At 64.2% G+C, this 25,412-nt stretch carries 18 protein-coding genes; 7 read left to right on the top strand and 11 right to left on the bottom strand.

All coding sequences use genetic code 11. From position 1 onward, the window contains the following. Window positions 1-10 precede the first annotated feature (10 nt). The 4 genes from ABIA40_RS32170 to ABIA40_RS32155 all read left to right on the top strand — a co-directional run bounded on the left by ABIA40_RS32170 (window position 11) and on the right by ABIA40_RS32155 (window position 6,341). Window positions 11-2,275, top strand: coding sequence for a marine proteobacterial sortase target protein (locus ABIA40_RS32170; protein WP_404545271.1), 2,265 nt, complete (start codon window positions 11-13; stop codon window positions 2,273-2,275). A gap of 175 nt (window positions 2,276-2,450) precedes the next feature. Then, entirely contained in the window at window positions 2,451-3,020 is a 570-nt protein-coding gene (locus ABIA40_RS32165; RefSeq protein WP_271541788.1) for a class GN sortase, read from the top strand. Window positions 3,021-3,154: 134 nt separating this feature from the next. Beyond that, entirely contained in the window at window positions 3,155-5,371 is a 2,217-nt protein-coding gene (locus tag ABIA40_RS32160; RefSeq protein ID WP_404545269.1) for an acetate--CoA ligase family protein, read from the top strand. 145 nt (window positions 5,372-5,516) lie between these two features. Continuing rightward, window positions 5,517-6,341 (top strand): MlaD family protein, encoded by an 825-nt coding sequence (locus ABIA40_RS32155; RefSeq protein WP_404545268.1) that lies wholly within the window; start codon window positions 5,517-5,519, stop codon window positions 6,339-6,341. Between the two features lie 101 nt (window positions 6,342-6,442). Here ABIA40_RS32155 and ABIA40_RS32150 read toward each other — a convergent pair whose 3' ends face one another. The 9 genes from ABIA40_RS32150 to urtA all read right to left on the bottom strand — a co-directional run bounded on the left by ABIA40_RS32150 (window position 6,443) and on the right by urtA (window position 17,527). Next, window positions 6,443-9,433: an autotransporter domain-containing protein gene (locus tag ABIA40_RS32150; protein ID WP_404545265.1), complete on the bottom strand. Its 2,991-nt coding sequence runs from the start codon at window positions 9,431-9,433 to the stop codon at window positions 6,443-6,445. 317 nt (window positions 9,434-9,750) lie between these two features. Then, window positions 9,751-10,791, bottom strand: a complete 1,041-nt coding sequence (locus ABIA40_RS32145) for an aliphatic amidase (RefSeq protein ID WP_404545264.1) — start codon at window positions 10,789-10,791, stop codon at window positions 9,751-9,753. A 34-nt stretch (window positions 10,792-10,825) separates the two neighbouring features. Next, entirely contained in the window at window positions 10,826-11,203 is a 378-nt protein-coding gene (locus tag ABIA40_RS32140; protein ID WP_157285380.1) for a zinc ribbon domain-containing protein, read from the bottom strand. A gap of 108 nt (window positions 11,204-11,311) precedes the next feature. Next, window positions 11,312-12,541, bottom strand: coding sequence for a formamidase (gene fmdA, locus ABIA40_RS32135; protein ID WP_028133835.1), 1,230 nt, complete (start codon window positions 12,539-12,541; stop codon window positions 11,312-11,314). A gap of 27 nt (window positions 12,542-12,568) precedes the next feature. Then, window positions 12,569-13,258, bottom strand: coding sequence for an urea ABC transporter ATP-binding subunit UrtE (gene urtE / locus ABIA40_RS32130; RefSeq protein WP_036002119.1), 690 nt, complete (start codon window positions 13,256-13,258; stop codon window positions 12,569-12,571). Window positions 13,259-13,269: 11 nt separating this feature from the next. Next, entirely contained in the window at window positions 13,270-14,025 is a 756-nt protein-coding gene (urtD, locus tag ABIA40_RS32125) for an urea ABC transporter ATP-binding protein UrtD (protein ID WP_271541778.1), read from the bottom strand. Between the two features lie 10 nt (window positions 14,026-14,035). Then, complete coding sequence (gene urtC / locus ABIA40_RS32120; RefSeq protein WP_271541776.1) at window positions 14,036-15,178, bottom strand: urea ABC transporter permease subunit UrtC; 1,143 nt, start codon at window positions 15,176-15,178, stop codon at window positions 14,036-14,038. 17 nt (window positions 15,179-15,195) lie between these two features. Then, complete coding sequence (urtB, locus tag ABIA40_RS32115) at window positions 15,196-16,122, bottom strand: urea ABC transporter permease subunit UrtB (protein ID WP_036002129.1); 927 nt, start codon at window positions 16,120-16,122, stop codon at window positions 15,196-15,198. A 145-nt stretch (window positions 16,123-16,267) separates the two neighbouring features. Further along, window positions 16,268-17,527 carry an urea ABC transporter substrate-binding protein gene (urtA, locus tag ABIA40_RS32110; protein ID WP_036002134.1) on the bottom strand — a complete coding sequence of 420 codons (1,260 nt, stop codon included), beginning with the start codon at window positions 17,525-17,527 and terminating at the stop codon, window positions 16,268-16,270. Window positions 17,528-17,696: 169 nt separating this feature from the next. On the opposite strand from urtA, the gene ABIA40_RS32105 reads away from it, so the two are divergent. Together ABIA40_RS32105 and ABIA40_RS32100 are read left to right on the top strand one after the other, a co-directional pair. Then, window positions 17,697-21,068, top strand: coding sequence for an ATP-binding protein (locus ABIA40_RS32105; RefSeq protein WP_404545262.1), 3,372 nt, complete (start codon window positions 17,697-17,699; stop codon window positions 21,066-21,068). Beyond that, window positions 21,052-21,978, top strand: a complete 927-nt coding sequence (locus ABIA40_RS32100; RefSeq protein ID WP_404545259.1) for a response regulator — start codon at window positions 21,052-21,054, stop codon at window positions 21,976-21,978. The genes ABIA40_RS32105 and ABIA40_RS32100 overlap by 17 nt, the downstream gene beginning before the upstream one ends. 241 nt (window positions 21,979-22,219) lie before the next feature. Here the strand turns inward: ABIA40_RS32100 and ABIA40_RS32095 are convergent, their stop codons facing one another. Together ABIA40_RS32095 and ABIA40_RS32090 are read right to left on the bottom strand one after the other, a co-directional pair. Continuing rightward, the gene (locus tag ABIA40_RS32095; protein WP_404545257.1) at window positions 22,220-23,722 is read right to left on the bottom strand and encodes a flavin-containing monooxygenase; all 1,503 of its coding nucleotides are present in this window, start codon (window positions 23,720-23,722) and stop codon (window positions 22,220-22,222) included. A 125-nt stretch (window positions 23,723-23,847) separates the two neighbouring features. Beyond that, complete coding sequence (locus ABIA40_RS32090) at window positions 23,848-24,606, bottom strand: S1 family peptidase (protein ID WP_404545254.1); 759 nt, start codon at window positions 24,604-24,606, stop codon at window positions 23,848-23,850. Window positions 24,607-24,710: 104 nt separating this feature from the next. Between ABIA40_RS32090 and ABIA40_RS32085 the strand changes: the two genes are divergently transcribed. Further along, entirely contained in the window at window positions 24,711-25,346 is a 636-nt protein-coding gene (locus ABIA40_RS32085; RefSeq protein WP_404545251.1) for an HAD-IA family hydrolase, read from the top strand. The last annotated feature ends 66 nt before the right edge of the window (window positions 25,347-25,412 follow it).

The raw sequence follows: 25,412 nt of genomic DNA, 5'->3' as shown, positions 1-25,412 counted from the left end.
AGCAAGCCAAATGAACGCCTACGACACGGCCGATAGCGACGACCACCCGCTGTTGAGCCGCCTCATCAAGGTCGGACTGTTCCTTCTGGCGCAAGGCATCGCCGTGATGCTGGTCGCCTTCCTGGCCCTGCTGGTGAGTTTCGGGGCGAGCTGGTCGGCAACGACCGAACAGGCCAGCCTGCTCCAGCCCGGCGAAGCACGGTCGGGCAGCCTGCTGCTGAAGGAGGACGGCGCCACCCTCGAGGCGATCCGCCTCGGGACCGATATCGACATCACCGTGTCGGGCGCGACCTTGCGCGCCCGCGTCACGCAAGCATTCCGCAACCCGACCAAGGATTGGGTCGAGGCCACCTACGTCTATCCGCTCGCAGCCGGCGGCGCCGTCGACACGCTGAAGATGGTGGTCGGCGATCGCGTCATCATCGGAGACATCAAGGAACGCCAGCAGGCGCGCGTGATCTACGAGGAGGCGCGCCGCGCCGGCCAGAAGGCCGCGCTCACCGAGCAGGAGCGGCCGAACATCTTCACCAACTCGGTTGCCAATATCGGTCCCGGCGAAACCGTGCTGGTGCAGATCGAGTACCAGGAGCCGGTGCGTCAAGTCGGCAACGAATATTCGTTGCGCCTGCCGCTCGTGGTCGGGCCGCGCTACAATCCCGCACCAATCATCCAGAGCGTCGAATTCCGCAAGGATGGCTCGGGCTGGGGCGCGGCGACGTCGGACCCGGTGCCTGATCGCGAGCGCATCTCACCCCCTGTGCTGGATCCCGCCAAACATGCGCCGGTCAATCCGACCAGCATCACGGTGCGCCTGCAGGCCGGCTTTGCGCTCGGCGAGGTCACGAGCCACCATCACAACGTCAAGACGGAAAGTCCTGATAACATGACGCGCGTGGTGACGCTCGCCGATGGAGCCGTTTCCGCCGACCGTGATTTCGAGCTGACCTGGAAGCCGGTTGCCGAGAACGCACCGTCGGTCGGCCTGTTCCGCGAGCACATTGGCGATGCCGATTACCTGCTCGCCTTCGTCACCCCGCCGAGCGCCGAGCAGGCGGCGCAGAAGCTGCTGCCGCGCGAGGTCGTGTTCGTGATCGACAATTCCGGCTCGATGGGCGGCACGTCCATCGTGCAGGCCAAGGCAAGCCTGCTCTACGCTCTCGGCCGCCTGCAGCCGAATGACCGCTTCAACGTGATCCGTTTCGACGACACCATGGACATGCTGTTTCCGGCCTCCGTACCGGCCGATGCAACGCATATCGGCGAGGCGACCTTCTTCGTCGGCGCCTTGCAGGCGCGCGGCGGCACCGAGATGGTGCCGGCGATGCGCGCGGCGCTGACCGACAGGCTCGGCGACACCGGCATGGTCCGCCAGGTCGTGTTCCTGACCGACGGCGCGATCGGCAACGAGCAGCAATTGTTCGATGCGATCACGACGATGCGCGGCCGTTCGCGCGTCTTCATGGTCGGCATCGGGTCCGCGCCCAACACCTATCTGATGACCCGCGCCGCCGAGCTCGGCCGCGGCGCCTTCACCCATATCGGCTCCACCGAGCAGGTGGAGGAGCGCATGCGCGGCCTGTTCGCCAGGCTGGAGAATCCGGCCGTGACCGGCCTCACCGCAACGTTCTCCGAAGCGCAGGCCGACATCACCCCGGCGATCATTCCCGACGTCTATCGCGACGAGCCCCTGGTGCTGGCGGCGAGGCTCGACAAGCTCGCAGGCTCGCTCGATATCAAGGGCCGCGTCGGCGACCGTCCGTGGTCGGTGACGCTGCCGCTGCAGAACGCAGCCGAAGGCAAGGGCTTGTCGAAGCTCTGGGCCAGGCGGAAGATCGCCGATGCGGAGGCCGCGCGCACCCTGCGCGAGATGACGCCGGAGGAAGCTGACAAGGCGATCCTGGCGCTGGCGCTCGACCATCAGATCGTCACGCGGCTGACCAGCCTCGTCGCGGTCGACAAGACGCCAAGCCGTCCCGAAGGCGAACCGCTCAAGCTCAGCGAGCTGCCGATTAACCTGCCCGCGGGCTGGGACTTCGAGAAGGTATTCGGCGAGCGGCCGCATCTGACGCCAACGCAGCTGCACGAGCGCCATGCCGATGCGCGCAATCAGCCGGCGACGCGACGGCCGATGCCTGCTGCGCCCGACGCGATCCGCCTGCCCAAAACCGCGACCTCGGCCGAGCTGAAGATGATCGCAGGCTTCATCCTGATCGTGCTTGCCCTGATCCTGTTCGTGTTCAACCGGCGTCGGACCTTGCTCACCGACGCCGCTTGAGAGAGGAGCCCCCCGAACTCCTCTGTTAGCGCGCGCGGCTGCCCGTCCCTTCCAAACGGCCGCGCGCGCCTTTTTTCTCACCATCATTGCGAGCGCAGCGAAGCAATCCAGGCTGCCTCTGCTGAAAGACTCTCTGGATTGCTTCGCTTCGCTCGCAATGACGAGTGTGGATAAAATGCCCCGCGTCATCTCTCCGCTGATCCTGGCGCTGATCGGCCTCGTCCTGTTCGGCGACGGCGCCTATATCCACGCCAAGGCGTGGCTGGCGCAGGTGCTGCTGGAGCGCGCTTTCGACACGAGTGTGGCGACGGGCGTCGCGGTAAAGCCCTGGTCATGGGCCGACACCTGGCCGGTCGCGCGGATCGAGGTGAAGCGGATCGGTGCCAGCGCCATCGTGCTGGAAGGCGCGAGCGGGCAGGCGCTCGCTTTCGGGCCCGGCCATATCCAGCACACGGCTGATGCGGGCGAACGCGGGATTGCCGTCTATGCCGCCCATCGCGACACTCATTTCCGCTTCCTGAAGGATGTTGCCATTGGCGACGTCATCGATGTCACGCGCAGTGACGGTCGACACTTTCGCTATCGCGCGGATTCCTCGGCCGTGGTTCGCTTCGATGCATCCGGCATCGATCCCATGGCACAGGGTTTCGAGCTTGTTCTCGCGACCTGCTGGCCATTCGATGCAGTCACATCCGGACCCGAGCGCTACATCTTGCATGCGACATTGATTGGCGCCGACGGATAGATCGCCGATCGGACTGACACGCACCGGTGCGCGCTTCATTCCACCACACGGCATACCAGCCACACAGTTGCCAAAGGACTCGCCATAGAACAGAGTGACGCGACACCAATAAGAACAACAGGTGAGGTCACGCCATGGAAGCCCATGTGTCTGCTGCGTCCGCGTCCCGTCCATGGTTTCCGCCACCCGATGCCAGCGACATCGTCAAGGGCATCCATGCCATGCTGCACCCGCATAACGTCGTGCTGGTGGGCGCGACCGACAAGCCCGGCAACTATGCCGAGCGCATCTGGAACAATCTGATCAAGTACGGTTTCGAAGGCGGGCTCTATCCGGTCAACGCCAAGCGGGACACCATCTGGGGCGTTCCCTGCTACAAGGATTTTGCGAGCCTTCCGGAGAAGCCCGATCACGTCCTGGTGCTGGTGCCTGCGCGCTTTGCCGTGCAGGTGATCCGCGATGCCGCCGCAGCCGGCGCGCGTTCGGCCACCATCGTCACCTCCGGCTTCAGCGAGCTGCAGGATGACGAAAGCCAGAAGCTCGCTGCCGAACTGCAGGCGGCCGTGCGCGAGACGGGGCTCGCCGTCACCGGCCCGAACTGCCTCGGCAATTTGAGCGCCGGCGAAAAGCTCTTCACCAATATCGACGATCGCATCGTCACTATGGAACAGGGCGCGGTGGCGATCGCCGGCCAATCCGGTGCCATCGTCATGGCGATCCGCCAGACGCTGGAAGACCGGGGCGTCGGTGTCGGCTACATGGTGACCACGGGCAACGAGGCCGGGCTCGAAACGCCGGATCTGATGCGCTATTTCGCCGAGGATCCGAGCATCAAGGTGATCGTCGTCTATCTCGAAGGGGTGCGCAACACCAAGGCGTTCCGCGATGCCTGCAAGGCGGCGCGCGCGGCGAGCAAGCCGGTGATCGCGCTCAAGCTCGGCGCCTCCGAAGGCGGCCGCGCCGCGGCGATGGCGCATACCGGCGCGCTCGCCGGCTCGATCGAGACGTTCGACGCTATCGCGACGCGCGAAGGTGTGATCCGGGTCGGCGGCCTCGACGAGCTGATCGAGACCACCGAGTGCTTCGTGCACGCGGCCGTTCCGAAAGGCGACCGGCTCGCCGCGGTGACGCTCTCCGGTGGCAAGCGCGGCATGCTGATCGACGCCTTCTACGCTGCAGGCCTGAACTTCGCGCCGCTGAGCCCGCATGTCAGCGCGGAGCTGGCGAAGATGCTCGGCCCCGGCTCGATCGTCGGCAATCCGCTCGATGCCGGCTTTGCCGCGGTGGTCGATCCCTCCGTCTACATGAAATCGATCAAGCTGATGATCGACGACCCCGATATCGACATCGTCATCGTCGATGCCGAACTGCCGAAGGCGCCGCACGAGCTGCGCGAGCGAAATTTGCGTATCGTCAACGAGATGGCGAGCAAGGCGGGCAAGCCGGTGATCTACATCAGCGCGATGTCGATCGGCTTCACCGAGTACACCAAGGATTTGCGGAAGTCGCTGCCGCATCTCGCGGTGATGCAGGGCATGGACCGCGCGGTGACCGCAATCAAGTCGCTGCTCGCCTATGCGAAGCTGCGCAAGGAGGTGCCCGATATCGTCTCGAGCTCGAAACCCGCCGCGCGCGCCGTGCTGGAGAAGACGTTGACATCGGCGACCGGCGCCGCGCTCGACGAGGTCGCCTCGAAGAAGCTGCTCAAGGCCTACGGCATCCCGATCTCGAAGGAGGCGATCGCACAGACCGCGGCAGACGCCGTCAAAATTGCCAAGCAGATCGGCTTTCCGGTCGTGGCAAAGCTCGTCAGTGCGGAGATCCTGCACAAGTCCGACATCGGCGGCGTGGTGCTGAACCTCAACAGCGCAGCCGAGGTGAAGAAGGCGTTCGCCGACATCACCGCGCGCGTGGCGAAGCTCAAGGGCAAGCCGAAGCTCGACGGCATCCTGATCGCGCAGCAGGTCAAGGCCGAGCTCGAGCTGGTGGTCGGCGCCTCGCTCGACGCCGAGATGGGGCCGGTCGTGCTGTTCGGCACCGGCGGCATCGACATCGAGCTGATGAAGGACGTCGCGCTCGCCGGCGCGCCGCTGGACGAAGCCGCAGCACGGCTCCTGATCGGCCGCACCAAGGCCGGCATCAAGATGCGCGGCTATCGCGGCAGGCCGGTCTTGCACGAGGCCTCGGCGGTGAAGGCCCTGGTCGGGCTATCCAACCTGATTGTGGATGCGGGCGATCGTATCGCCTCGATCGACATCAACCCGTTCCTGATCAACACCAGGACTGGCGTGGCCGTCGATGCCCTGATTGTGCTGAACAATGCAGCCGCAAGGCGGGCGGCCGGGCATTGAGAAGCGTAGGGTGGATTAGCGCAGCGTAATCCACCAAATTACATGGCTGCGGAGCGAAAGCGGCGGGTTACGCGTCGCTAACCCGCCCTACGTAGCATCGCGGGCTCCTTCCAACTTCCCCGCTTTGGCCGTAAAATCCCCCCACATGGCACGCGCGAGCAATCTTGTGATCGGAACGGCAACGCTGGCGGCGATCGCCGTGGCGTTCGGCGGCCTGCTCGGCGTGCAGAAATGGCGCACCATCCAGAGCCGCAGCCAGTTGCGCGTGGTGTTCGAGGGCGGCTCCGCCAGCGGGCTGCGCCGCGGCGGGCCGGTCAATTTCGACGGGGTGCCCGCCGGCCAGATCCAGTCGATCAAGCTGGAGAGTCCGCGCAGGATCGTGGCGCTCGTCATGCTCGACAACACCGCACCGATCCGCAAGGACACCGTGGCCGGAATCGAGTTCCAGGGCCTCACCGGCATTGCCGCGATCTCGCTGATCGGCGGCGCCCCCTCTGCACCGGCGGTGCCGCTGGACGCGGATGGGATTCCCGTGCTGACCGCCGATCTCAGCGACGCCGAAACCATCGTCGAAACCTTGCACAGCGTCGACCGCACCATCGTGAACAACGCCCCAGGGATCAAGGAGGGCCTGCACACGTTCGAGACCTATACCGCCGACCTCAGGAGCAAGGGCGCCGAGATCGATTCGGTCATGGCCAAGGTCGATAGCGCCTTTGCGGGCTTCGACAAGGCGGTCGCCAAGATCGAGGGCGCGGTGCCGGGCTTCGTCGATGGCAAGGCCGACGAGCTGTTCGAGAAGATCCAGGGACTGCACGAGCTTGCCGGCACCATGAAGAAGAAGTCGGCATCCTACCTCGAAGACATTCGCCGCTCGCTGCTCGACGTCAGCGAGGCCGCCAACAAAATGAGCGGCACGCCGGCGCCGCCGCGGCCCCCGCGCCGGCCCACGGAGCAGAAGCAACGCTAAAGGGCGATGCGATTAGGATGAATCGTCATCGCGCTTTAGCTTATGTTTGAGCATGATCTTTTCGGAAAGCCGCTACACACTTTTCCGGATCATTCTCTAGCCTACCACGCGTAGCGCACCAGACCCTTGCCGGCATAGGAGCGCGTGACGTTCGAGAACTCGCCCTCGAAGGTCGCCGATGCGGACCAGCCGTTCATCCAGTTCATCTGCATCGATGCCGTGGTCAGCGCCGAATCGCGCGCCAGGGCGGCGCCGCTCACGACGAAGGCCGAACCCGGCAGCGTCTGGAACACGGCTGCGGCCGTGCGGTCCGGATTGTAATCATGCGCCCAGGCGAGCCGGCCGCGCAGGGTCATCAGGCCACCGGCCGCGGCAAAGGACCGGTCCGCGCGCAGGCCGAGCTCGGAGCGGGTGCTGGTCACGTCCTTGGCACCATAGCTGAGCGCGAAGACGTTGCTGCCGACCACGGCCGACTCTGCGTAGGAGGGAAGGCCAAACAAGGTGGCCTGTAGTGCGGCGTAGGGCGTGACGCCGGCCCATTGCATGGCGTAGCGATAGCCGCCCTCGATGCGGCCCGAGACCGCGTTGGCGTTGAACTGCGCCCGCAACTGGTCATAGCCCGCGGCCGTCACGACGCGATTGGTCGTAACGTCCTGCCAGCCATAAGCGAGCGCCGCCGTGACATAGGCAGGTCCGGCCGCATGACGCACGAAGGCGCCGGCCTGGAACAGATCGGAGCGCCCCCAACCGAGCCCGCTGACGTTGAATCCGGTCCCGCCGCCTGCGAGGGAGAAGCCCGCAATCGTCGACGGCGATAAGCGGTAGTCGAGGCCCACGGCGGTGCCATAGACGCTGCTGGTGGTGTTGTTCGAGCCGAGGCCGGCGTTGCCGTCGGTGGTCTGCGAGCCGCCATAGCCGGCCGCCCACACGTCCCAGCGCTGCTCGAAGGTCGCCGCCGGAGCCTTGATCGCGGCGAACGCGTCGCGCGCGTTCTTGCCGCGCGCTTGAGCATCGGGGGCAAACGGCGTCGCACCGGACGTGCCGCTGCGTCCCGAGTCGAAGACATCGGTCAGCAGGCCGAGAAACAGGTTCATCGCGTTGAAGGTGGTCTGCTGCGCCCCGGTCGCCGGCTCGCCGGAGGCCTGCGCCAGGCCGCTGGGCCCGAGGCCTGCGAATTCGGCTTGCAGGAAACCGTTGGCATTGAAGAAGTCCTGAAGCGTCGTCGCGACGTTCTTCTGATTGACGTTGAGCGCGTACTTCGCGCCGTAGTCGAGCGCAAAATCGAGAAAGACCTCGTTCGATCCGACACTCGTCGTCCCGATGAGGCCGCCCGGCGCGGCAACGCCGGAAAAATTGCCGCTGGAAGTGCCGAGGAACTGCATGATCGAGTAGTGCTTCATCACGGCGGCGCCCGCATACAGCGCGACACCGACCGTGCCGTTCAGCGCCACATTGCCGCTGACGAGCGCATGGCTCGCGCTCGATCCGCTGCCGACCTGCACGACGTAAACCGAGCCGGGCTGGAAGGCGAGATCGCCCTGAACCTGCATGCTCGAGCCCGGTCCCCCGTCACCCGGCGCATAGATGCCGCCGCTGGCGATCGCGGTATTGCCGACGATGCCGGCGCCGAACAGCGCGCCGCCCGAATTGACGGTGGTCAGGCTGGATTGGGAGATATCGCCATCGACCCGCAGGATGCCGCCATTCACCGTAGTGGTGCCGGTGTAGGTGTTCGTGCCCGAGAGGATCAGCGTGCCGCTGCCGACCTTTTCCAGCGAACCCGGCCCGATCGGGCGGCAACCGCAGGGATCGTAATCGCCGATGACGCCGCTGACGTCGGTCGAGAGGTTGTTGCTGCCAACGACGAGGGTATTGGCGCCGCCGATGTAATAGAAACCGCTGCCTTCGATCGAACCCGCGGTGATGCGGCCGTCGCCGTTCGGACCGACGCTGACGCCGAAATCGACGATGCCCGTTCCGGTGGTGATGAAGCGGGCGTTTCCGCCGGTGGAATTGTCGAAGAACTCGGTTTTGCCGCCTGCCTTTGTGATGATCGTCGCATCGCCGGCCGTCGTGAACGCGCCGAAATTGGTGAGACCGTCGGCTTCATTGATGATGGTTGCATGGCCGGCGGTCGCCGTATCGGAGCCGGCCAGCGTGCCGAACACGGTCCCGCTGAAATCCTTGTTCACGATCGCCGCCGAGCCTGCCGAGGCCTGTTCGACGAATGCGGTGCTGCCGCCGTTCTGGTTGGTGATGCTGGCGGTGCCGGCATTGGTCCGTGCGAAGAAGCCGATCAAGCCGCCGTCGTTGACGATGGTCGCCCGACCGGCGGTCGCGGTGTCGGAGCCGCCCCCGTTCGGGTCGCCGAAATACAGCTGGCCGTTGTTGGTGATGGCGATCGAGCTGGCGGAGCTGGCGTTGCGAAACAGCGTCGTCCCGGAGAAGGCGTTCAGGAGCGAGGTGACCCCGGACGTGTCGGCATTGACGACGCTGAAGAGGCCTTCATTGGTGACGGCGCCGACGATGCTCGCGGTATGCGTCGCGTCACCGAGCTGCAGGGATCCGCAGTTGCAGATGAATGTGCCTCCGGCATAGGTGTTGGCCCCGAGCAGCGCCAGGGTGCCCGAGCCCTGAACGTTGATGCCGCCGCTGCCGACGATGCGCGAAGCGATCATGGCCGACGGATCGCTGGTGCCGGTTACGTCCGCGGTGATGAAGGTGGTGCCGCCCGGAGCCAGCCTGAGATCGCCGCCCTGGATGGTGTAGATCGAACTGTCGCCCGTGATGTCGAACCCCACCAGGCTGGTGAGTTGCACGCCAACCGGCGTCACCGTCACCGTGCCGCCCGTGGCCGGTGTCGAAGGACCGCTGCTGCCGAATTGCGTGCCGGCTGATGCGGGGTCATAGGCGGTGCTGACCGCGCCGAAGGCGTCCGTCCAGTTGGTCGCGGTGTTGTCCCAAACGCCGCCTCCGCCGTTGACGGCGCCGTTCGGCGTGATCTGCGATCCGTTGAAGACCTGCTGTGCCTGGCTGGGACCGGCCAGAGACACCGCGCTGAAGACGAGGCCCGCCCCGGATGCCGTGCGCATGGCCGCGGCACTCCGAAGCAGGCAACCCCACCCGCTCGATCGCAACCAGGCCCTCAACACGCGTCCCCCAACCTGCGGCGCTCCCCAATGGCGCCGCGGGAACTTAGGCGATGAAGACGGGCAGTAGAACTACGGGAGCTCGAGAATCCGCCGATGCGACCGAGATTCGGCCAGATTCGACAGCCCATGTTGCGGCCGCGCCACGGTTTTGCAGCGCCATTCCCATTCCGCGCATGAACGAATGCGTCAGGACGACCGCCGTCATGGATGGCTATTCACATCTGGCTGGTCGTCCAACACGCAGGGCTGGCGAAGGCTCAATAGTTGCTCGGAGACGACCCATTCGGAATGCCATCGATCGGACATTCATCAGTGCCCGGCGTCGAGCGGGTCATTGCCTCGACCATGTCGCGCGTGCCTTCGGGATCCCTAATCCAGTTCTTGTAGAAATCATACGGGCACGCGGCGACGCCGCGCGGGCTGTCGCCGGAATTGATCATGCCGGTGTAGCCGCGATGAACGAGCTTGTAGAGATGGTTCTGCGACTGGCCGTTGCGGCGCGCGTCGCGGATCAGATGCTTCGACAGCTGGGCGTACTGGATGCCGTAATCCTCCTCGCCGCATTCGCCGAGCGTGCGTCCGTCGAAGCCGATGATCGCGGAGTGACCGAAATAAGAATAGACGCCGTCGAAGCCGGCGGCATTGGCGACCGCGACATAGACGTTGTTGGCCCAGGCCATGGCCTTTGAGATCATGACCTGCTGCTCCTTGGCCGGATACATGTAGCCCTGGCAGCGCACGATCAACTCCGCCCCCTTCATGGCGCAGTCGCGCCAGATCTCCGGATAATTGCCGTCGTCGCAGATGATCAGGCTGACCTTGAGGCCTTTCGGCCCCTCGGAGACATAGGTGCAATTGCCGGGGTACCAGCCTTCGATCGGCACCCAGGGCATGATCTTGCGATACTTCTGCACGATCTCGCCCTTGTCGTTCATGAGGATCAGGGTGTTGTAGGGCGCCTTGTGCGGATGCTCCTCGTGGCGTTCGCCGGTGAGCGAGAACACGCCCCACACTTTGGCCTTGCGGCAGGCTTCCGCGAAGATCGCGGTCTCCTCGCCCGGCACCATCGAGGCCGTCTCGTACATCTCCTTGGCATCGTACATGATGCCTTGTGTGGAATATTCCGGGAAGATCACGAGATCCATGCCGGGCAGCCCGACCTTCATGCCGACGATCATGTCGGCGATCTTGCGGGCGTTGTCGAGCACCTCGGCCTTGGTGTGCAGGCGGGGCATCTTGTAATTGACCACCGCGACGCCGACCGTGTCGTTGCTGCTGGAGATGTCACCGTGAAGCATGTCGAGCGCTCCTGTTGTCTGATGCTGGCGTGGGTTAGTGGCTGATCATCCAGGGGCGTGCGGTCGGAAAGCCCTTGGCGCCGCTCCTGGTCTTGGTCATCAGCCGCGCCGGCTTCTTCCTGTCCGCCAAACCCTTGTCCTTCACGGTCTTGCCCGAGGAGCAGCAGCCGCAGCCCGGGCCATGGGAAGCCTTATATTGCGCCAGCGTCTGCGGCGCGTGCGTGCTGCGCTCGTTGACGGCGTGCGCCTTGCGCTTCTCCGCCGGCATGCAGAAGAAGTTCGGCGCCGTCAGGATGACGCGGGGCGCCATCGTCTCGCAGTGCGGGCAGCTCTGCGGATCGTCGCATTCCGCCATCGGGCGCAGGTCCTTGAAGGGACCGCAATCGTCACAGAGATATTCGTAGACCGGCATCGCATCACCTACGCTCTTGCCTGTTCACACAACGCGCTGCCTCCGGGCGTCCGGGACAGCCCCTCACCCCGCCCCTCTCCCGAGAGAACGGGGAGAGGGAGCGCGGCGTCACTTGTCCGGCGAGATCGGCATCTGGATGTCGCCGGTGATGTGCTTGATGGGACCGGCCGCCGACGGCATCACGTCGAAGTCGAAGATCTCGGTCGGCAGCCACAGCGTGGCGCAGGCATTGGGCACGTCGACCACGCCGGAGATGTGGCCCTGGCACGGCGCGGTGCCGAGGATCGAATAGGCCTGGGCGCCGGAATAGCCGAACTTCTTGAGATACTCGATCGCATTCAAGCAGGCCTGGCGATAGGCGATGTGGACGTCGAGATAGTGCTGCTTGCCGGCCTCGTCCACCGAGATACCTTCGAAGATCAGATAGTCCTTGTAGTTCGGCGTGATCGGCGACGGCTTGAAGATCGGATTCTTGATGCCGTACTTCGACATGCCGTCCTTGATCACTTCCACCTTCAGGTGGAGCCAGCCGGCCATCTCGATCGCACCGCAGAAGGTGATCTCGCCGTCGCCCTGGCTGAAGTGCAGGTCGCCCATCGATAGGCCCGCGCCGGGGACGTAGACCGGGAAGTAGATCTTCGAGCCGCGCGAGAGATCCTTGATGTCGCAATTGCCGCCATGCTCGCGCGGCGGCACGGTGCGCGCACCCTCGGCACCGATCTTGGCTTTGACGTCGCCCTTGGCGCGGCCGCCATGGGCGGTCGGCGCGAACGGCGGGTTGGCAAGGCCGGGCACGCGGGTTGGGTTGGTCGAGATCAGCTCGGCCTCGCGCTTGTTCCAGGTGTCCAGCATCTTCGGATCGGGCAGACAGCCGATCAGGCCGGGATGGATGAGACCGGCGAAATTGACGCCGGGCACGTGACGCGACGAGGTGTAGAGACCCTTGATGTCCCAGATCGACTTCTGCGCCAGCGGGAAATGGTCGGTGAGGAAGCCGCCGCCGTTCTGCTTGGAGAAGAAGCCGTTGAAGCCCCACAGGCTCTCCTTGAGCGGACCGACGTCGAGCAGGTCGACCACGAGAAGGTCGCCGGGCTCGGCGCCCTTGACGCCGATCGGGCCGGAGAGGAAGTGCACGATCGACAGGTCGATGTCGCGCACGTCGTCGGCGGAATCGTTGTTCTTGATGAAGCCGCCGGTCCAGTCATAGGTCTCGATGATGAAATCGTCGCCGGGATTGACCCAGGCCACGATCGGGATGTCGGGGTGCCAGCGGTTGTGCACCATGTCGTTTTCATAGGCCGACTTGGTGAGATCGACCTTGATCAGTGTCTCTGGCATCGAGATGCTCCCCTTTTACACGGTTGGTTAGACGGACAGATATTTCGAGACCTGCGCGGCATCGACGGCATCGCGCGGATCGTCGCGCACGATCTCGCCGTTCTCGATCACCAGCACGCGGTCGGCGATGTCGAGCGCGAAACTGAGGACCTGCTCGGACACGACGATCGACAGCCCCTTCTCGTCGCGGATGCGCTTGAGGGTGCGCGCCATCTCCTTGATGATGGAGGGCTGGATGCCTTCGGTCGGTTCGTCCAGCAGCAGCACCTTCGGCTTGGTGGCGAGCGCGCGCGCGATCGCCAATTGTTGTTGTTGTCCGCCGGAGAGATTGCCGCCGCGGCGGCCTTTCATCTCGAGCAGCACCGGGAACAATTCGTAGATGTCGTCAGGCACCTCGGAGCCGCCCGAGACGACGAGCCCGGTCTCGATGTTCTCCTTCACCGTCATGGTGGAGAAGATCATGCGGCCCTGCGGCACATAGGCGAGGCCCTTGGCGACGCGCTCAAAGCTCTTGAGGTTGCCGAGCTCGGCGCCGTCCATGTTCACCGAGCCGCTTTTGGCCGGCAGGATGCCCATCAGCGACTTCATCAGCGTGGTCTTGCCCATGCCGTTGCGGCCCATGATCGCGACGATCTCGTTCGCCGCGACCTTGACGTTGAGCCCGTGCAGCACCTCGCTCTGGCCGTAGGCGACGTGGAGATCGGAAATAGCCAGCATCAGCGTGCTCCTTAATGGCCCAGGTACACTTCGATGACCTTGGGATCGTTCTTCACCTTCTCCATGGTCCCTTCCGAAAGGATCTGGCCCTGGTGCAGCACGGTGACCTTGTGCGCGATGTCCTCGACGAACTTCATGTCGTGCTCGATCACCAGCACCGAACGGTTCTTGATGATGCGGTTGAGCAGCTCGGCGGTCTTGGCGCGTTCGGACACGCTCATGCCGGCGACGGGCTCGTCTAGCATCAGCAGATCGGGATCCTGGATCAGCAGCATGCCGATCTCGAGCCACTGCTTCTGGCCATGGCTAAGCTCGTCGGCATAGGTGTTGAGCTTGTCCTTGAGGAAGATCATCTCGGCGACTTCCTCGACCCGTTCCTTCACCGGCTGATCGCGCTGGAAGGTCAACGAGCCGAACACGGTGCGGCCGCGCGGAAACGAGATCTCGAGATTCTCGAACACGGTGAGATCCTCGAACACCGACGGCGTCTGGAACTTGCGACCGACGCCGGTTTGCACGATCTCGTTCTCCCTCATCTTCGTGAGCTCCTTGCCACGAAACTGAATCGAGCCCGAGGTCGCCTTGGTCTTGCCGCAGATCAAATCGAGCACCGTGGTCTTGCCGGCGCCGTTGGGACCGATGATGACGCGGATCTCGTTCTCCTCGACATAGAAGGAGAGGTCGTTGACCGCCTTGAACCCGTCGAACGAGACGGTGAGGCCGGAGACCGCGAGCAGGAAGTCCTTGGGCTGATGACCGATGAGCATGATCGCCTCCTCACTCTGCCGGTGCGCCGTCGGCGACGGAATTGTCGGTCCAGCCCGCCTTCGGCTTGCGCGAGGCGAACAGCCGGTCGATGCGGGGCTGCACGTAATCGGCCCAAAGCCCGGACAGGCCGTTGGGGAAAGCGAGCACGACCGCAATAAACAGCGCGCCGAGACCGAACAGCCAGAGTTGAGGGAAGGATTCCGACAGGCTGGTCTTGGCGAAGTTCACCAGGATGGCGCCCCAGACAGCGCCGAAGATCGACATCCGCCCGCCGACCGCGGTGTAGATCACCATCTCGATCGACGGCACGATGCCGACGAAGGACGGCGACATGAATCCGACGTTGAGCGCGAACATGGCGCCACCGATCGCGGCGAAGATCGCAGCCATGCAGAAGGCGAAGATCTTGAAATTGGCGACGCTGTAGCCGGAGAAGCGGACGCGGTCCTCCTGCTCGCGCATCGCCACCAAGATGCGTCCGAGCTTGGTCAGGCGGATGAACTGCGCAATGCCGATGCAGGCGAACAGCAACACCACCTCGACGAAGTACAGGATGATCTTGGCGTGGTCGGGCCGGATGTCCCAACCCTTCAGCGTGCGCAGGTCGGTCATGCCGTTGATGCCGCCGGTATAGCCCTGCTGTCCCACGATCAGGATGGTGAGGATGGCGGCGACGGCCTGGGTGATGATCGCGAAATAGGTGCCGCCGACGCGGCGCTTGAACATCGCGGTGCCGATGATCAGGGCGAACAGGCCGGGGACCAGGATGATGGCGAGGATGGTGAAGGTGAGGCTGTGAAACGGCTGCCAGAAGAACGGCAGCGCCGTGATCTGATTCCAGTCCATGAAATCGGGGATGCCGGGCGTCGACTGGATCTTGGTGTTCTCGACGCTTGAGGCCTCGAGCTTGAGGAACATCGCCATGCAATAGCCGCCGAGGCCGAAGAACACGCCCTGCCCCAGGCTCAGGATGCCGCCATAACCCCAGCACAGCACGAGGCCGATCGCGACAAAGGCATAGGTCAGGTATTTCGCGACCAGGTTGAGGCGGAACACGTCCAGCGTCAGCGGCAGGATCACGAACAGCACGGCGGCGAGCGCAATGAAGCCCATCAGTTCGGATCGGTTGAAGAAGCGTGAGTTGATGATCATGACTTTCCTGCTTCTCGTTATTTGCGGACCTTGAGGGCGAACAGACCCTGCGGCCGCAGCATCAGGATGCCGACGACGGCGAGCAGCGTGAGCACCTTGGCCATCGAGCCCGACATGAAGAACTCGAGCGTCGATTGCGTCTGCGAGATCGAGAAGGCCGAGGCGATGGTGCCGAGCAGGCTGGCGGCGCCGCCGAACACGACGACGAGGAAGGTGTCGACGATGTAGAGCTGGCCCGACGTCGGCCCGGTCGAGCCGATCATGGTGAAGGCGCTGCCGGCGACACCGGCGATGCCGCAGCCGAGCCCGAAGGTGTAGCGGTCGACCTTCTCGGTGTTGATGCCGACCGCGCCGGCCATGATGCGGTTCTGCACGACCGCACGGACCTGACGGCCCCAGCGCGACATGTAGAGAACGTAGGCGACGGCAATGGTGATCAGCACGGTGAGGCACATCACGAAGACGCCGTTGATCGGCACCTCGATGCTGTCGGTGACGCGCAGCGAGCCCAGCATCCATTGCGGCAGCTCGACGCCGACCTCGCGCGCGCCAAACACTGAGCGATAGGCCTGCTGCAGCATCAGGCTGAGGCCCCAGGTGGCGAGCAGCGTATCGAGCGGGCGCTTGTACAGGTGCCGTATCAGCCCCCATTCCACCAGCATGCCCAGCGCGCCGGAGGCGAGGAAAGCCAATATCATGGCAAGGAAGAAGTAGCCGCTGAAGAGGCTCGGCAAATAGGCCTGGAAGAGATTGGAAGTCATCCAGGTGACGTAGGCTCCGAGGATCATGAACTCGCCGTGGGCCATGTTGATGACGCCCATCTGGCCGAAGATGATCGCAAGGCCGAGCGCCATCAGGACATAGACGGAGAACAGGATCAGTCCGGCGAAGCCCTGCATGACGAAGATCGAGCCGAGGTCGCCAATCGAATAGTCGCCGAACATCCATGTCCTCCGTCGGGAAAGGGTCCCGCGTCGCGAGCAGGTTCGCGACGCGGGGGCTTGAGGCATGGACTTGCGATCCACGCCAGGGAGCGGTTTTGCCTTGGGGGAAAAGTGCGACGGGCGTCGCGACTTACTGCTAGCGCTCTTACTGGTATCCCTTGGGGAACGGATCCGGCTCGACGAGATCGGCGGTCTCGTAGATCAGCTCGAACTGGCCATCGAGCTTGGCGCGCCCCACCCGCGTCTTCGACCAGAGGTGATGGTTCTCGTGGATGCGCACATAGCCTTCCGGCGCGCCCTTGAACTCGACACCCGTAGAAGCCGTGGCGATCTTGTCGACGTCGAAAGAGCCGGCCTTCTCGACCGTCAGCTTCCACAGCCAGGGGCCGAGATAGGCAGCCTGGGTGACGTCTCCGATCACCGTCTTCTCGCCCCACATCTTCTTGAACGCCGAGACGAAAGCCTTGTTGTTCGCATTGTCGAGCGACTGGAAATACTTCATGCAGGCATAGGCGCCCGCGATGTTCTCGCCGCCGATACCGTCGATCTCGTCCTCGGTCACCGAGATCGTCAGCAGTGCCTGCTTGGAGAGATCGATGCCGGCCGCCTTGAGCTGCTTGTAGAAGGCGACGTTCGAACCGCCGACGACGTCGGTGAAGATCACGTCCGGCTTGGTCAGCTTGATCTTGTTGATGACCGAGTTGAACTGCGTCGAGCCGAGCGCATAATATTCCTCGCCGACGACCTTGCCCTTGAGCACGTTCTCGACATGCTTGCGCGCGATCTTGTTGGAGGTGCGTGGCCAGATGTAGTCCGAACCGATGAAGAAGAAGGACTTCGCGCCCTTCTCCTTGGCGATCCAGTTCAGGCCGGCGAGAATCTGCTGGGTCGCTTCCTGGCCGGTGTAGATGACGTTCTTGGACTGCTCGAGGCCTTCGTAGAAGGTCGGGTAGTAGAGCATGCCGTTATACTGCTCGACGACAGGAAGCACCGCCTTGCGCGAGGCCGAGGTCCAGCAGCCCATGATCGCCGCCACCTTGTCGTTGACGAGCAGCTTCTTCGCCTTTTCGGCGAAGGTCGGCCAGTCCGACGCGCCGTCCTCCTGGATGAACTTGATCTTGCGGCCGAGCACGCCGCCGGCCGCGTTGATCTGCTCGATAGCGAGCTTTTCGGCCTGGATCGAGCCGGTCTCGGAGATCGCCATGGTGCCGGTCGCCGAATGCAGGATGCCGACCGTGACCTCGGTGTCGGTGACGGCCAGACCCGTGGTGTTGACCGCCGAGGTCGCCGGCGCCTGCGCAAATGACCCGCGCGGCAGCATGGTGATGGCCGGGACCGCGGCCATTCCCATCAATAATTTGCGCCGCAACGGCGACAATAGCCCCTTGTTTGCTTCGTCTGACATGAGCACCCCACTTTTGTTCGAGAACACGCGATTGGTGCCCGTGAGGATGGCTCGAATTTATGCAGCGCACGCATACGCAAGATCGCGTATACTGCACCGCAAAATGCCGACGTAGGCTTCTGGTACGGAATTTGCGAGGGGTCCGGGTCCGTATCGGGAGTGGGGTTAAGTGGCAGGGCGGCAGCGAATAGACCGCGTCAGGCGCCAGTACAATCAATGGGTCGCCAACCAGACGCTGGAAGATTACGCCCTGCGCTTCACCGCCAAAAGCGCGCGGCGCTGGTCCGCCGCCCGCGTCGCCAACACGGCACTGGGCGCGATCTCGTTCCTGGCGATGGAGGCGATCGGCGGGACCATCACGCTGAACTATGGCGTCACCAACGCGACTGCCGCCATTGTCGTGGTTTCCGTCATCATCTTCGGCTGCGGGGTGCCTATTGCGTATTATGCCGCCAAATGCGGCATCGACATCGACCTGCTGACGCGGGGGGCCGGCTTCGGTTACATCGGCTCGACCGTCACCTCGCTGATCTACGCCTCCTTCACCTTCATCTTCTTCGCGATCGAGGCCGTGATCCTCGCATCCGCGCTCGAGATGTGCTTCGGGATTCCGCGGCCGGTCGGCTATCTCATCAGCGCCGTCGTCATCATCCCGCTGGTGGCCTACGGCATCACGCTGATCAGCCGCTTCCAATTGTGGACGCAGCCGCTGTGGGTGATCCTTCACATCATTCCGTTCGCCGCGATCGCCTGGCACAATCCGCGCTCCTTTGCGGGGTGGCACAAATTCTCCGGCGAGCACGGCGATCTCAACGGGCACTTCGATCTCCTGCTGTTCGGCGTTGCGGCCTCGGTCGTGTTCTCGCTGGTGGCGCAGATCGGCGAGCAGGTCGACTTCCTGCGGTTCCTGCCGCGCGACCGCCGCGCCTCCAGGGCCTCCTGGTGGATGGCGCTGATGAGCGCGGGGCCGGGCTGGATCGTGCTGGGCGCGCTGAAGCTGCTGGCGGGCTCGTTCCTTGCCTTCTTCGCACTCAGCCACGGCGTGCCGCCCGAGGAAGCCGCCGAGCCGGCGCACATGTATCTCGAAGCCTTCCGCTATGTGCTGTCGCAGCCCGACCTCGCTTTGGCCTTGACCGGCACCTTCGTGATCCTGTCGCAGGTCAAGATCAACGTTACCAACGCCTATGCCGGCTCGATCGCCTGGTCGAACTTCTTCTCGCGCTTGACCCACAGCCATCCCGGACGCGTGGTATGGCTGGTCTTCAACGTCGTCGTGGCCCTGCTGCTGATGGAGATCGGCGTCTACAAGGCGCTGGAGCAGACGCTTGCGCTCTATTCCAACGTCGCGATCGCCTGGGTCGGCGCGCTGGTCGCCGACCTCGTCATCAACAAGCCGCTCGGACTGCGGCCGCAGCAGATCGAGTTCAAGCGCGCGCATCTCTACGACGTTAATCCGGTCGGCGTGGGAGCGATGACGATCGCGACCATCGTCTCGATCAGCGCCTTCTACGGCCTGTTCGGGCCGACCGCGAAGGCGCTGTCGGCCTTCATCGCGCTCGCGGCGGCCTTCCTCACGGCGCCGTTGATCGCCTGGGCCACAGGCGGCAAATACTACATCGCGCGCAAGCCGAAGCGGAGCTGGCAGAACATCGAGGCGATCCAGTGCTGCATCTGTGAGCACTCGTTCGAGCCGGAGGACATGGCCTCCTGCCCCGCTTATGCGGGGCCGATCTGCTCGCTGTGCTGTTCGCTGGACGCGCGCTGCCACGATCTCTGCAAGCCGCACGCGAGATTCCAGGCGCAGGTGTCGGAAACGCTGGGCCGGCTGATGCCGCAGCCGATCTACGCCCGGATCAACTCGCAAGTCGGCCACTATATCGGTGTCTTCGTGGTCTCCGCCGGCCTGATCGCCCTGGTGCTGGGACTCATCTATCTACAGACGTCGGCGAACGTGCACGGCGACAACGAGCTCGTGTCCGACGTGCTGTGGAAGGTGTTCTTCTCGCTCAGCATTATCATCGGCGTGGTGGCGTGGCTGTTCGTGCTGGCGCAGCAGAGCCGCCGCGCCGCCGAGGCCGAGACGCGGCGGCAGACCGCGCTGCTGATCCAGGAGATCGACGCGCACAAGCGCACCGATGCCGAGCTCCAGCGTGCCAAGGAGGTCGCCGAATCCGCCAATCTCGCCAAGAGCCGCTATGTGGTCGGGCTGAGCCACGAGCTGCGCTCGCCGCTCAATGCGATCAGCGGCTATGCGCAACTGCTCGAGCAGGATACGAGCCTTGGTGCCAAGCCGCGTGACCAGGTCCGCGTCGTCCGCCGCAGCGCCGACCATCTCTCCGGGCTGATCGACGGCATCCTCGACATCTCCAAGATCGAGGCGGGGCGGCTGTATCTGTCGCGCGACGAGGTGCGCTTGAGCGAGTTCCTCGACCAGCTCGTCGGCATGTTCCGCCTCCAGGCCGCGGCCAAGGGCATCGACTTCGTGTTCAGGCGGCCGCCGACGCTGCCGCGCGTGGTCTATGCCGACGAGAAGCGGCTGCGTCAGGTGCTGATCAACCTGCTCTCGAACGCCATCAAGTTCACCCAGTCCGGCAGCGTGCAGTTCGTGGTGCACTATCGCAGCCCCGTCGCCGAGTTCGAGGTGATCGACACCGGCCCGGGCATTCAGGGCGAGGACCTCGAACGCATCTTCGCGCCATTCGAGCGGGGTGCGCTCGGCGCCTCGCAGCCGCAGACCGGCACCGGCCTCGGGCTCACCATCAGCCGCCTGCTCGCCGGCGTGATGGGCGGGGACATCAAGGTCACGAGCACGGTCGGCACCGGCTCGACCTTCAGGGTCAAGATCCTGCTCTCGGAGGTCGCCAATCCCCAGCGCACCGCGCCGGTGGAGGCGCCGGTCTCAGGCTATCACGGCCCGCGCAAGACCATCCTCGTCACCGACGACGATCCCGTGCATCGCGACCTCCTGCGCGAGGTGCTAACGCCGCTCGGCTTCATCCTGCTCAGCGCGCCCGACGGCGCCGGCTGCCTCGCATTGGCACAGCATTGCCGGCCCGATCTGTTCCTGCTCGACATCTCGATGCCCGCCATGGACGGCTGGGCGGTCGCCGAGGCCTTGCGCGCCAGCGGCCATCATCAGGCCCGCATCCTGATGGTGTCGGCAAGCGCGCTCGAGGCTCATGGCACGCCGCTGGCGCAGCCCTTCCACGACGGCTACCTGATGAAGCCGATCGACATCCCGCGGCTGCTGGCAACGATTCGCCAGCTTCTCAAGATCGAATGGCAATACGGCTCGCACGAGGTCGCGGTGCCGTTCTGGCATCCGGAGACCGGATCGAAGCCGCCGCTGCGGCACATCGAGGCGCTGATCGGGCTCGGCCAGATCGGCTACGTCAAGGGCATCCAGCTGAAGCTGGACGAGATCGGCAGCGAGCACCCCGAGCATGCCGACTTCGTCGCGCAGATGCGGTCGCTGGTCGATCGGTTCGATCTCGACCAGTACATGGACACATTGAAGACGTTGCATGCTTATGAGCATTGAATCGAAGAAGCGCGACGTCGCGCTCGTCGTCGACGATTCCCCGGAGACGCTCCGGCTGCTCACCGACGCGCTCGACGGCGCCGGCATGACGGTGATGGTGGCGCTCGACGGCGCCGCGGCGATGCGCATCATCGACCAGATCACGCCCGACATCATCCTGCTCGATGCCGTAATGCCCGGCATCGACGGGTTCGAGACCTGCCGCCGGCTCAAGCGCGATGCGGGTCTCGCCAATGTCCCGGTCATCTTCATGACGGGTCTGGCCGAAACCGAACACATCGTGCGTGGACTGGAAGCCGGCGGCGTCGACTACGTGACCAAGCCGATCGTGATCGAGGAGATGCTGGCGCGCATCCGGGTCCATCTCGGCAATGCCCGGCTGACCCAGAGCGCGCGCGCCGCGCTCGACGTCTCCGGCCGTTTCCTGTTCGCGGTCAATCGCCAGGGCAACGTGTTGTGGGCGACGCCGCAGGCGCAGAAGCTGCTATCCGATCATCACGGCGCGCAGGCCGACGACTTCGTGCTGCCGCCGACGCTGCTGCAATGGCTCGAGCAGGCGAAGGCCAAGAGCGGCTCGAAATCCCAGGCAGCGTCGCTGCCCGACAATCCGCAGCTCCGCTTCTACTACATGGGCGAGACCGCGCCGAACGAATTCCTGCTGCGGCTTTCCAAGGAAGCCGGCACCGCGCTGCCGCCCGAATTCACCAGCGAGCTCGGCCTCACCACGCGCGAAGGCGAGGTGCTGGCCTGGCTCAGCAAGGGCAAGACCAACCGCGACATCGCGCAAATTCTGGGTCTCAGCCCGCGCACCGTGGACAAGCACCTGGAGCAGATCTACGCCAAGCTCGGGGTGGAGAACCGGACCGCCGCGGCCGCGATCGCCGCGAATGCGACGCGGCGGAATTCGTGAGACTGCTGCAAATGAGTTGAGATGCCGCTAGTCCAGCTAACAGTGTCGTCCCGGACAAGCGCAGCGAAGCGGAGCTCCGATCCGGGACCCATAACCCCAGGGAGTAGTTTGGCGAAGACTCGGAGTGACCAGCTCGCTCAACAACCACCGGCTGGGAGTATGGGTCCCGGGCTCGCTTTCGCGCCCCCGGGACGACAGCGGAGTGTATGGCGGTCGCTAGCCGCCCCTTACATCGGCATCTTCAGCTGTACACAAACGCCTTGTCGTCGAGGTTCGTCTTCGGGATCTCGTCCTTCTCGGTCCAGTAGTCCTGGCTGTGCTGCCATTCCGGCTTGTCGCCGCGCTTGGGCAGCAGGTTCATGTTGCGCATCATGTAGCCGGGGTTGAAGTTTTCCGGATCGATCCAGGGCAAGATCGGCATGTTGTGGTCCTCTGGGCGCAGCTTGACCTCGACTTTCTTTGCGCCCTTCGCCTTCATGTGGCCGAGCAGCCGGCAGACGAAATCGGCGACGAGATCGACGCGCAGCGTCCAGCTGGCACGGAAATAGCCGAACACCCAGACCATGTTCGGCACGCCCGTGAACATCATGCCGCGATAGGTGACGGTGTCGCCGAAGGCGAGCGGCTTGCCGTCGATCTCGAAGGCGATATCGCCGAGCGCGGCAAGATTGAAGCCGGTCGCAGTGACGATGACATCGGCCTCGAGCAGCTTGCCGGACTTGAGCTGGATGCCGTTCTCGACGAAGCATTCGATCTCGTCGGTGACGACGGAGGCCTTGCCGCTTGCGATGCCCTTGAACAGATCGGCATCCGGCACGAAGGCGATGCGCTGCCGCCAGGGCCGGTATTTTGGCGTGAAGTGGGTCTCGACGTCGTAGTCGGGACCGAGCACGGCGCTGATCTGGCCGATCAGCTCCTTCTTCACCTGCTCGGGCTTGGACACGCAGAGCTTGGTGAACGCATCCTGCTCGAACAGGATCTTGCGCCGCACGATCTCGTGGATCCAGGCTTCGTCGACCTGCAGCCGTCGTAGTTCCTCCGCGATCTCTATGGCGTTGCGGCCGAGGCGGAAGTAGGTCGGCGAGCGCTGCAGCATGGTGACGTGGGCGCACTTGTCGGTAATGTTCGGCACCAGCGTTGCCGCGGTCGCGCCCGAGCCGATCACCACCACCTTCTTGTTCGTGAGGTCGATATCGTCGGGCCAGGTCTGGGGATGGACGATGCGGCCCTTGAAACGGTCCATGCCCTTCCATTCCGGCGTGTAGCCTTCGGAATGGCGATAATAGCCCTGGCACATCCAGAGAAAGTTCGCCGTGAAAGTCCTGGGCTCGCCGGTGTCGGTCGTCACGGCGTCGATGGTCCAGAGATTCTGCTCGCTCGACCAGCTCGCGGAATTGATCTTGTGCTTGTAGCGGATGTGCCGCGCGATATCGTTGTCGTCGATCACCTCCTTCATATAGGAGAGGATCTCCTCGGCGGTCGCAATCGGCGGGCCGACCCAAGGCTTGAAGCTGTAGCCGAAGGTGTGGAGATCGCTGTCGGAGCGAATGCCGGGATAGCGATGCGTGCTCCAGGTGCCGCCGAATGTTTCCTGCGTCTCCAGGATGACGTAGCTCGTGCCCGGAAGCTGCTTCTGGATGTGATAGGCGCTACCGATGCCGGAGATGCCGGCGCCGACGATCAGCACGTCGAAATGTTCAGAAGCCTGTTTGGCCGTGGCGTGACTGCGAACAGCGACATTCATTGTTGCTTCTATGCCTTGCTTGTCTTTGTGGCCGTCCTTGATTGGACGGCGCGTTTCCTCCGCGACGGGCATGATCACCCGCCGCGCCTCCGCTTCAAAATGACATAGATCAAGTCGCGGTCAAATCACAGTGCCGCACCCCAGCTCCGCGCGGTCTGCAAGATCCAGTCGCGATAGAGTGTCAGCGGCGTCACGCCGGTCAAGCCGCCGCAACCGGCGGCGCCGTTCGGTCCTGTCGACCAGCTGATGAGGCCGACGAGCACGGGACCGTTCGACCTGTCCTCGAACACGGGGCCGCCGGAATCGCCGGTGCAGGCGCCAATTCCGCCGCGAACACCGTTGGTTACGGGATCGACCAGGCGAATCTGCAGCGTGCCGGGCTGTCCGGTTGCGACGAGGCCGGCAACGCGCGTGGTGCCACCGCTTTTGCCGTCACCGTGAACCGTGACGCCAATGCCGGCGATGACGAAGCGGCTGCCGACCTGAATTGGAATCGTGGGCATGCCGACCGTCACCGTGGATTTTCCCTTCAGTGGAATTTCCAACTGCAGCAGCGCCACGTCGGCGGTGGCGCGATGCGCCTGCATCGCCTGCATGTTGAAGTTCGGATGGATCGCGATGGTGCGCACGTTCAGCAATTGCGGTTGGCCGTCGCCGCCGCGATCGACGACCTTGTAATCCGCGCCGGGCTGCACGCAATGGGCGACCGTCAACACCAGCCTCGGGGCGATCAGGCTGCCGGTGCAGAAATTGCCGCGCGATCCGACGATGGTGACGACGGCGCGGGCGACGCCATCGGCCTGCGGCGTGCCACCGCCGACGATGGCGTGAGCGGGCGCAGTCAGCAGCAGCGCAACTGCGATGAAGGTGGCAAGCTTCTTCATGGGAACACGCATCGGCATCGGTGAAGGCGGGCGATTGCTTCGGACTGGCTCTTGCCGATAGCGCATGCTAGCCCTCTTGGAAAGCAATTGACGAGGGCAGGACATTGGCGATCGAGGCGGTGATCTTTGATTTCGGCGGCGTGCTGACGAGCTCGCCCTTCGAGGCGTTCACACGGTTCGAGACCGAGCGCGGCCTGCCCGCCGATATCATCCGGCGCACCAACGCCGCCAATCATCTGGAAAACGCCTGGGCCAAATTCGAGCGGGCCGAGGTCGACATCGAGACGTTCGACGCATTGTTCGCCGCCGAATCGCTCGCGCTCGGCGCGGAGGTGCGCGGCCGAGACGTGCTGCCGCTGCAGCAGGGCGATCTGCGCCCGGAGATGGTCCAGGCCCTCAAGCGCATCAAGGCGCAATTCAAGACCGGTTGCATCACCAACAATCTGCCGGCCAACGCGATCGGCAGCATGACGGGGCGCTCCCTCTACATCGCCGAAGTCATGGTGCTGTTCGATCACGTCATCGAATCCGCCAAGATCGGTCTGCGCAAGCCGGATCCACGCATCTACCAGATGATGGTCGAGACGCTGAAGGTCGACCCGAACAATTGCGTTTATCTCGACGATCTCGGCGTCAACCTGAAGCCGGCGCGCCAGATGGGCATGACCACGATCAAGGTCACGAGCGGCGCGCAGGCGATCGCGGAGCTGGAGACGGCGACGGGATTGAAGCTGGGGTAGTTCGACATACGCCGTCATTGCGAGCGCAGCGAAGCAATCCAGAGTCTTTCCGCGGAGGAGGTCTGG

The sequence above is a fragment of the Bradyrhizobium sp. USDA 223 genome (assembly GCF_044909005.1).
Taxonomy (GTDB): domain Bacteria; phylum Pseudomonadota; class Alphaproteobacteria; order Rhizobiales; family Xanthobacteraceae; genus Bradyrhizobium; species Bradyrhizobium yuanmingense.
This window is presented reverse-complemented; position numbering and strand designations above follow the sequence as displayed.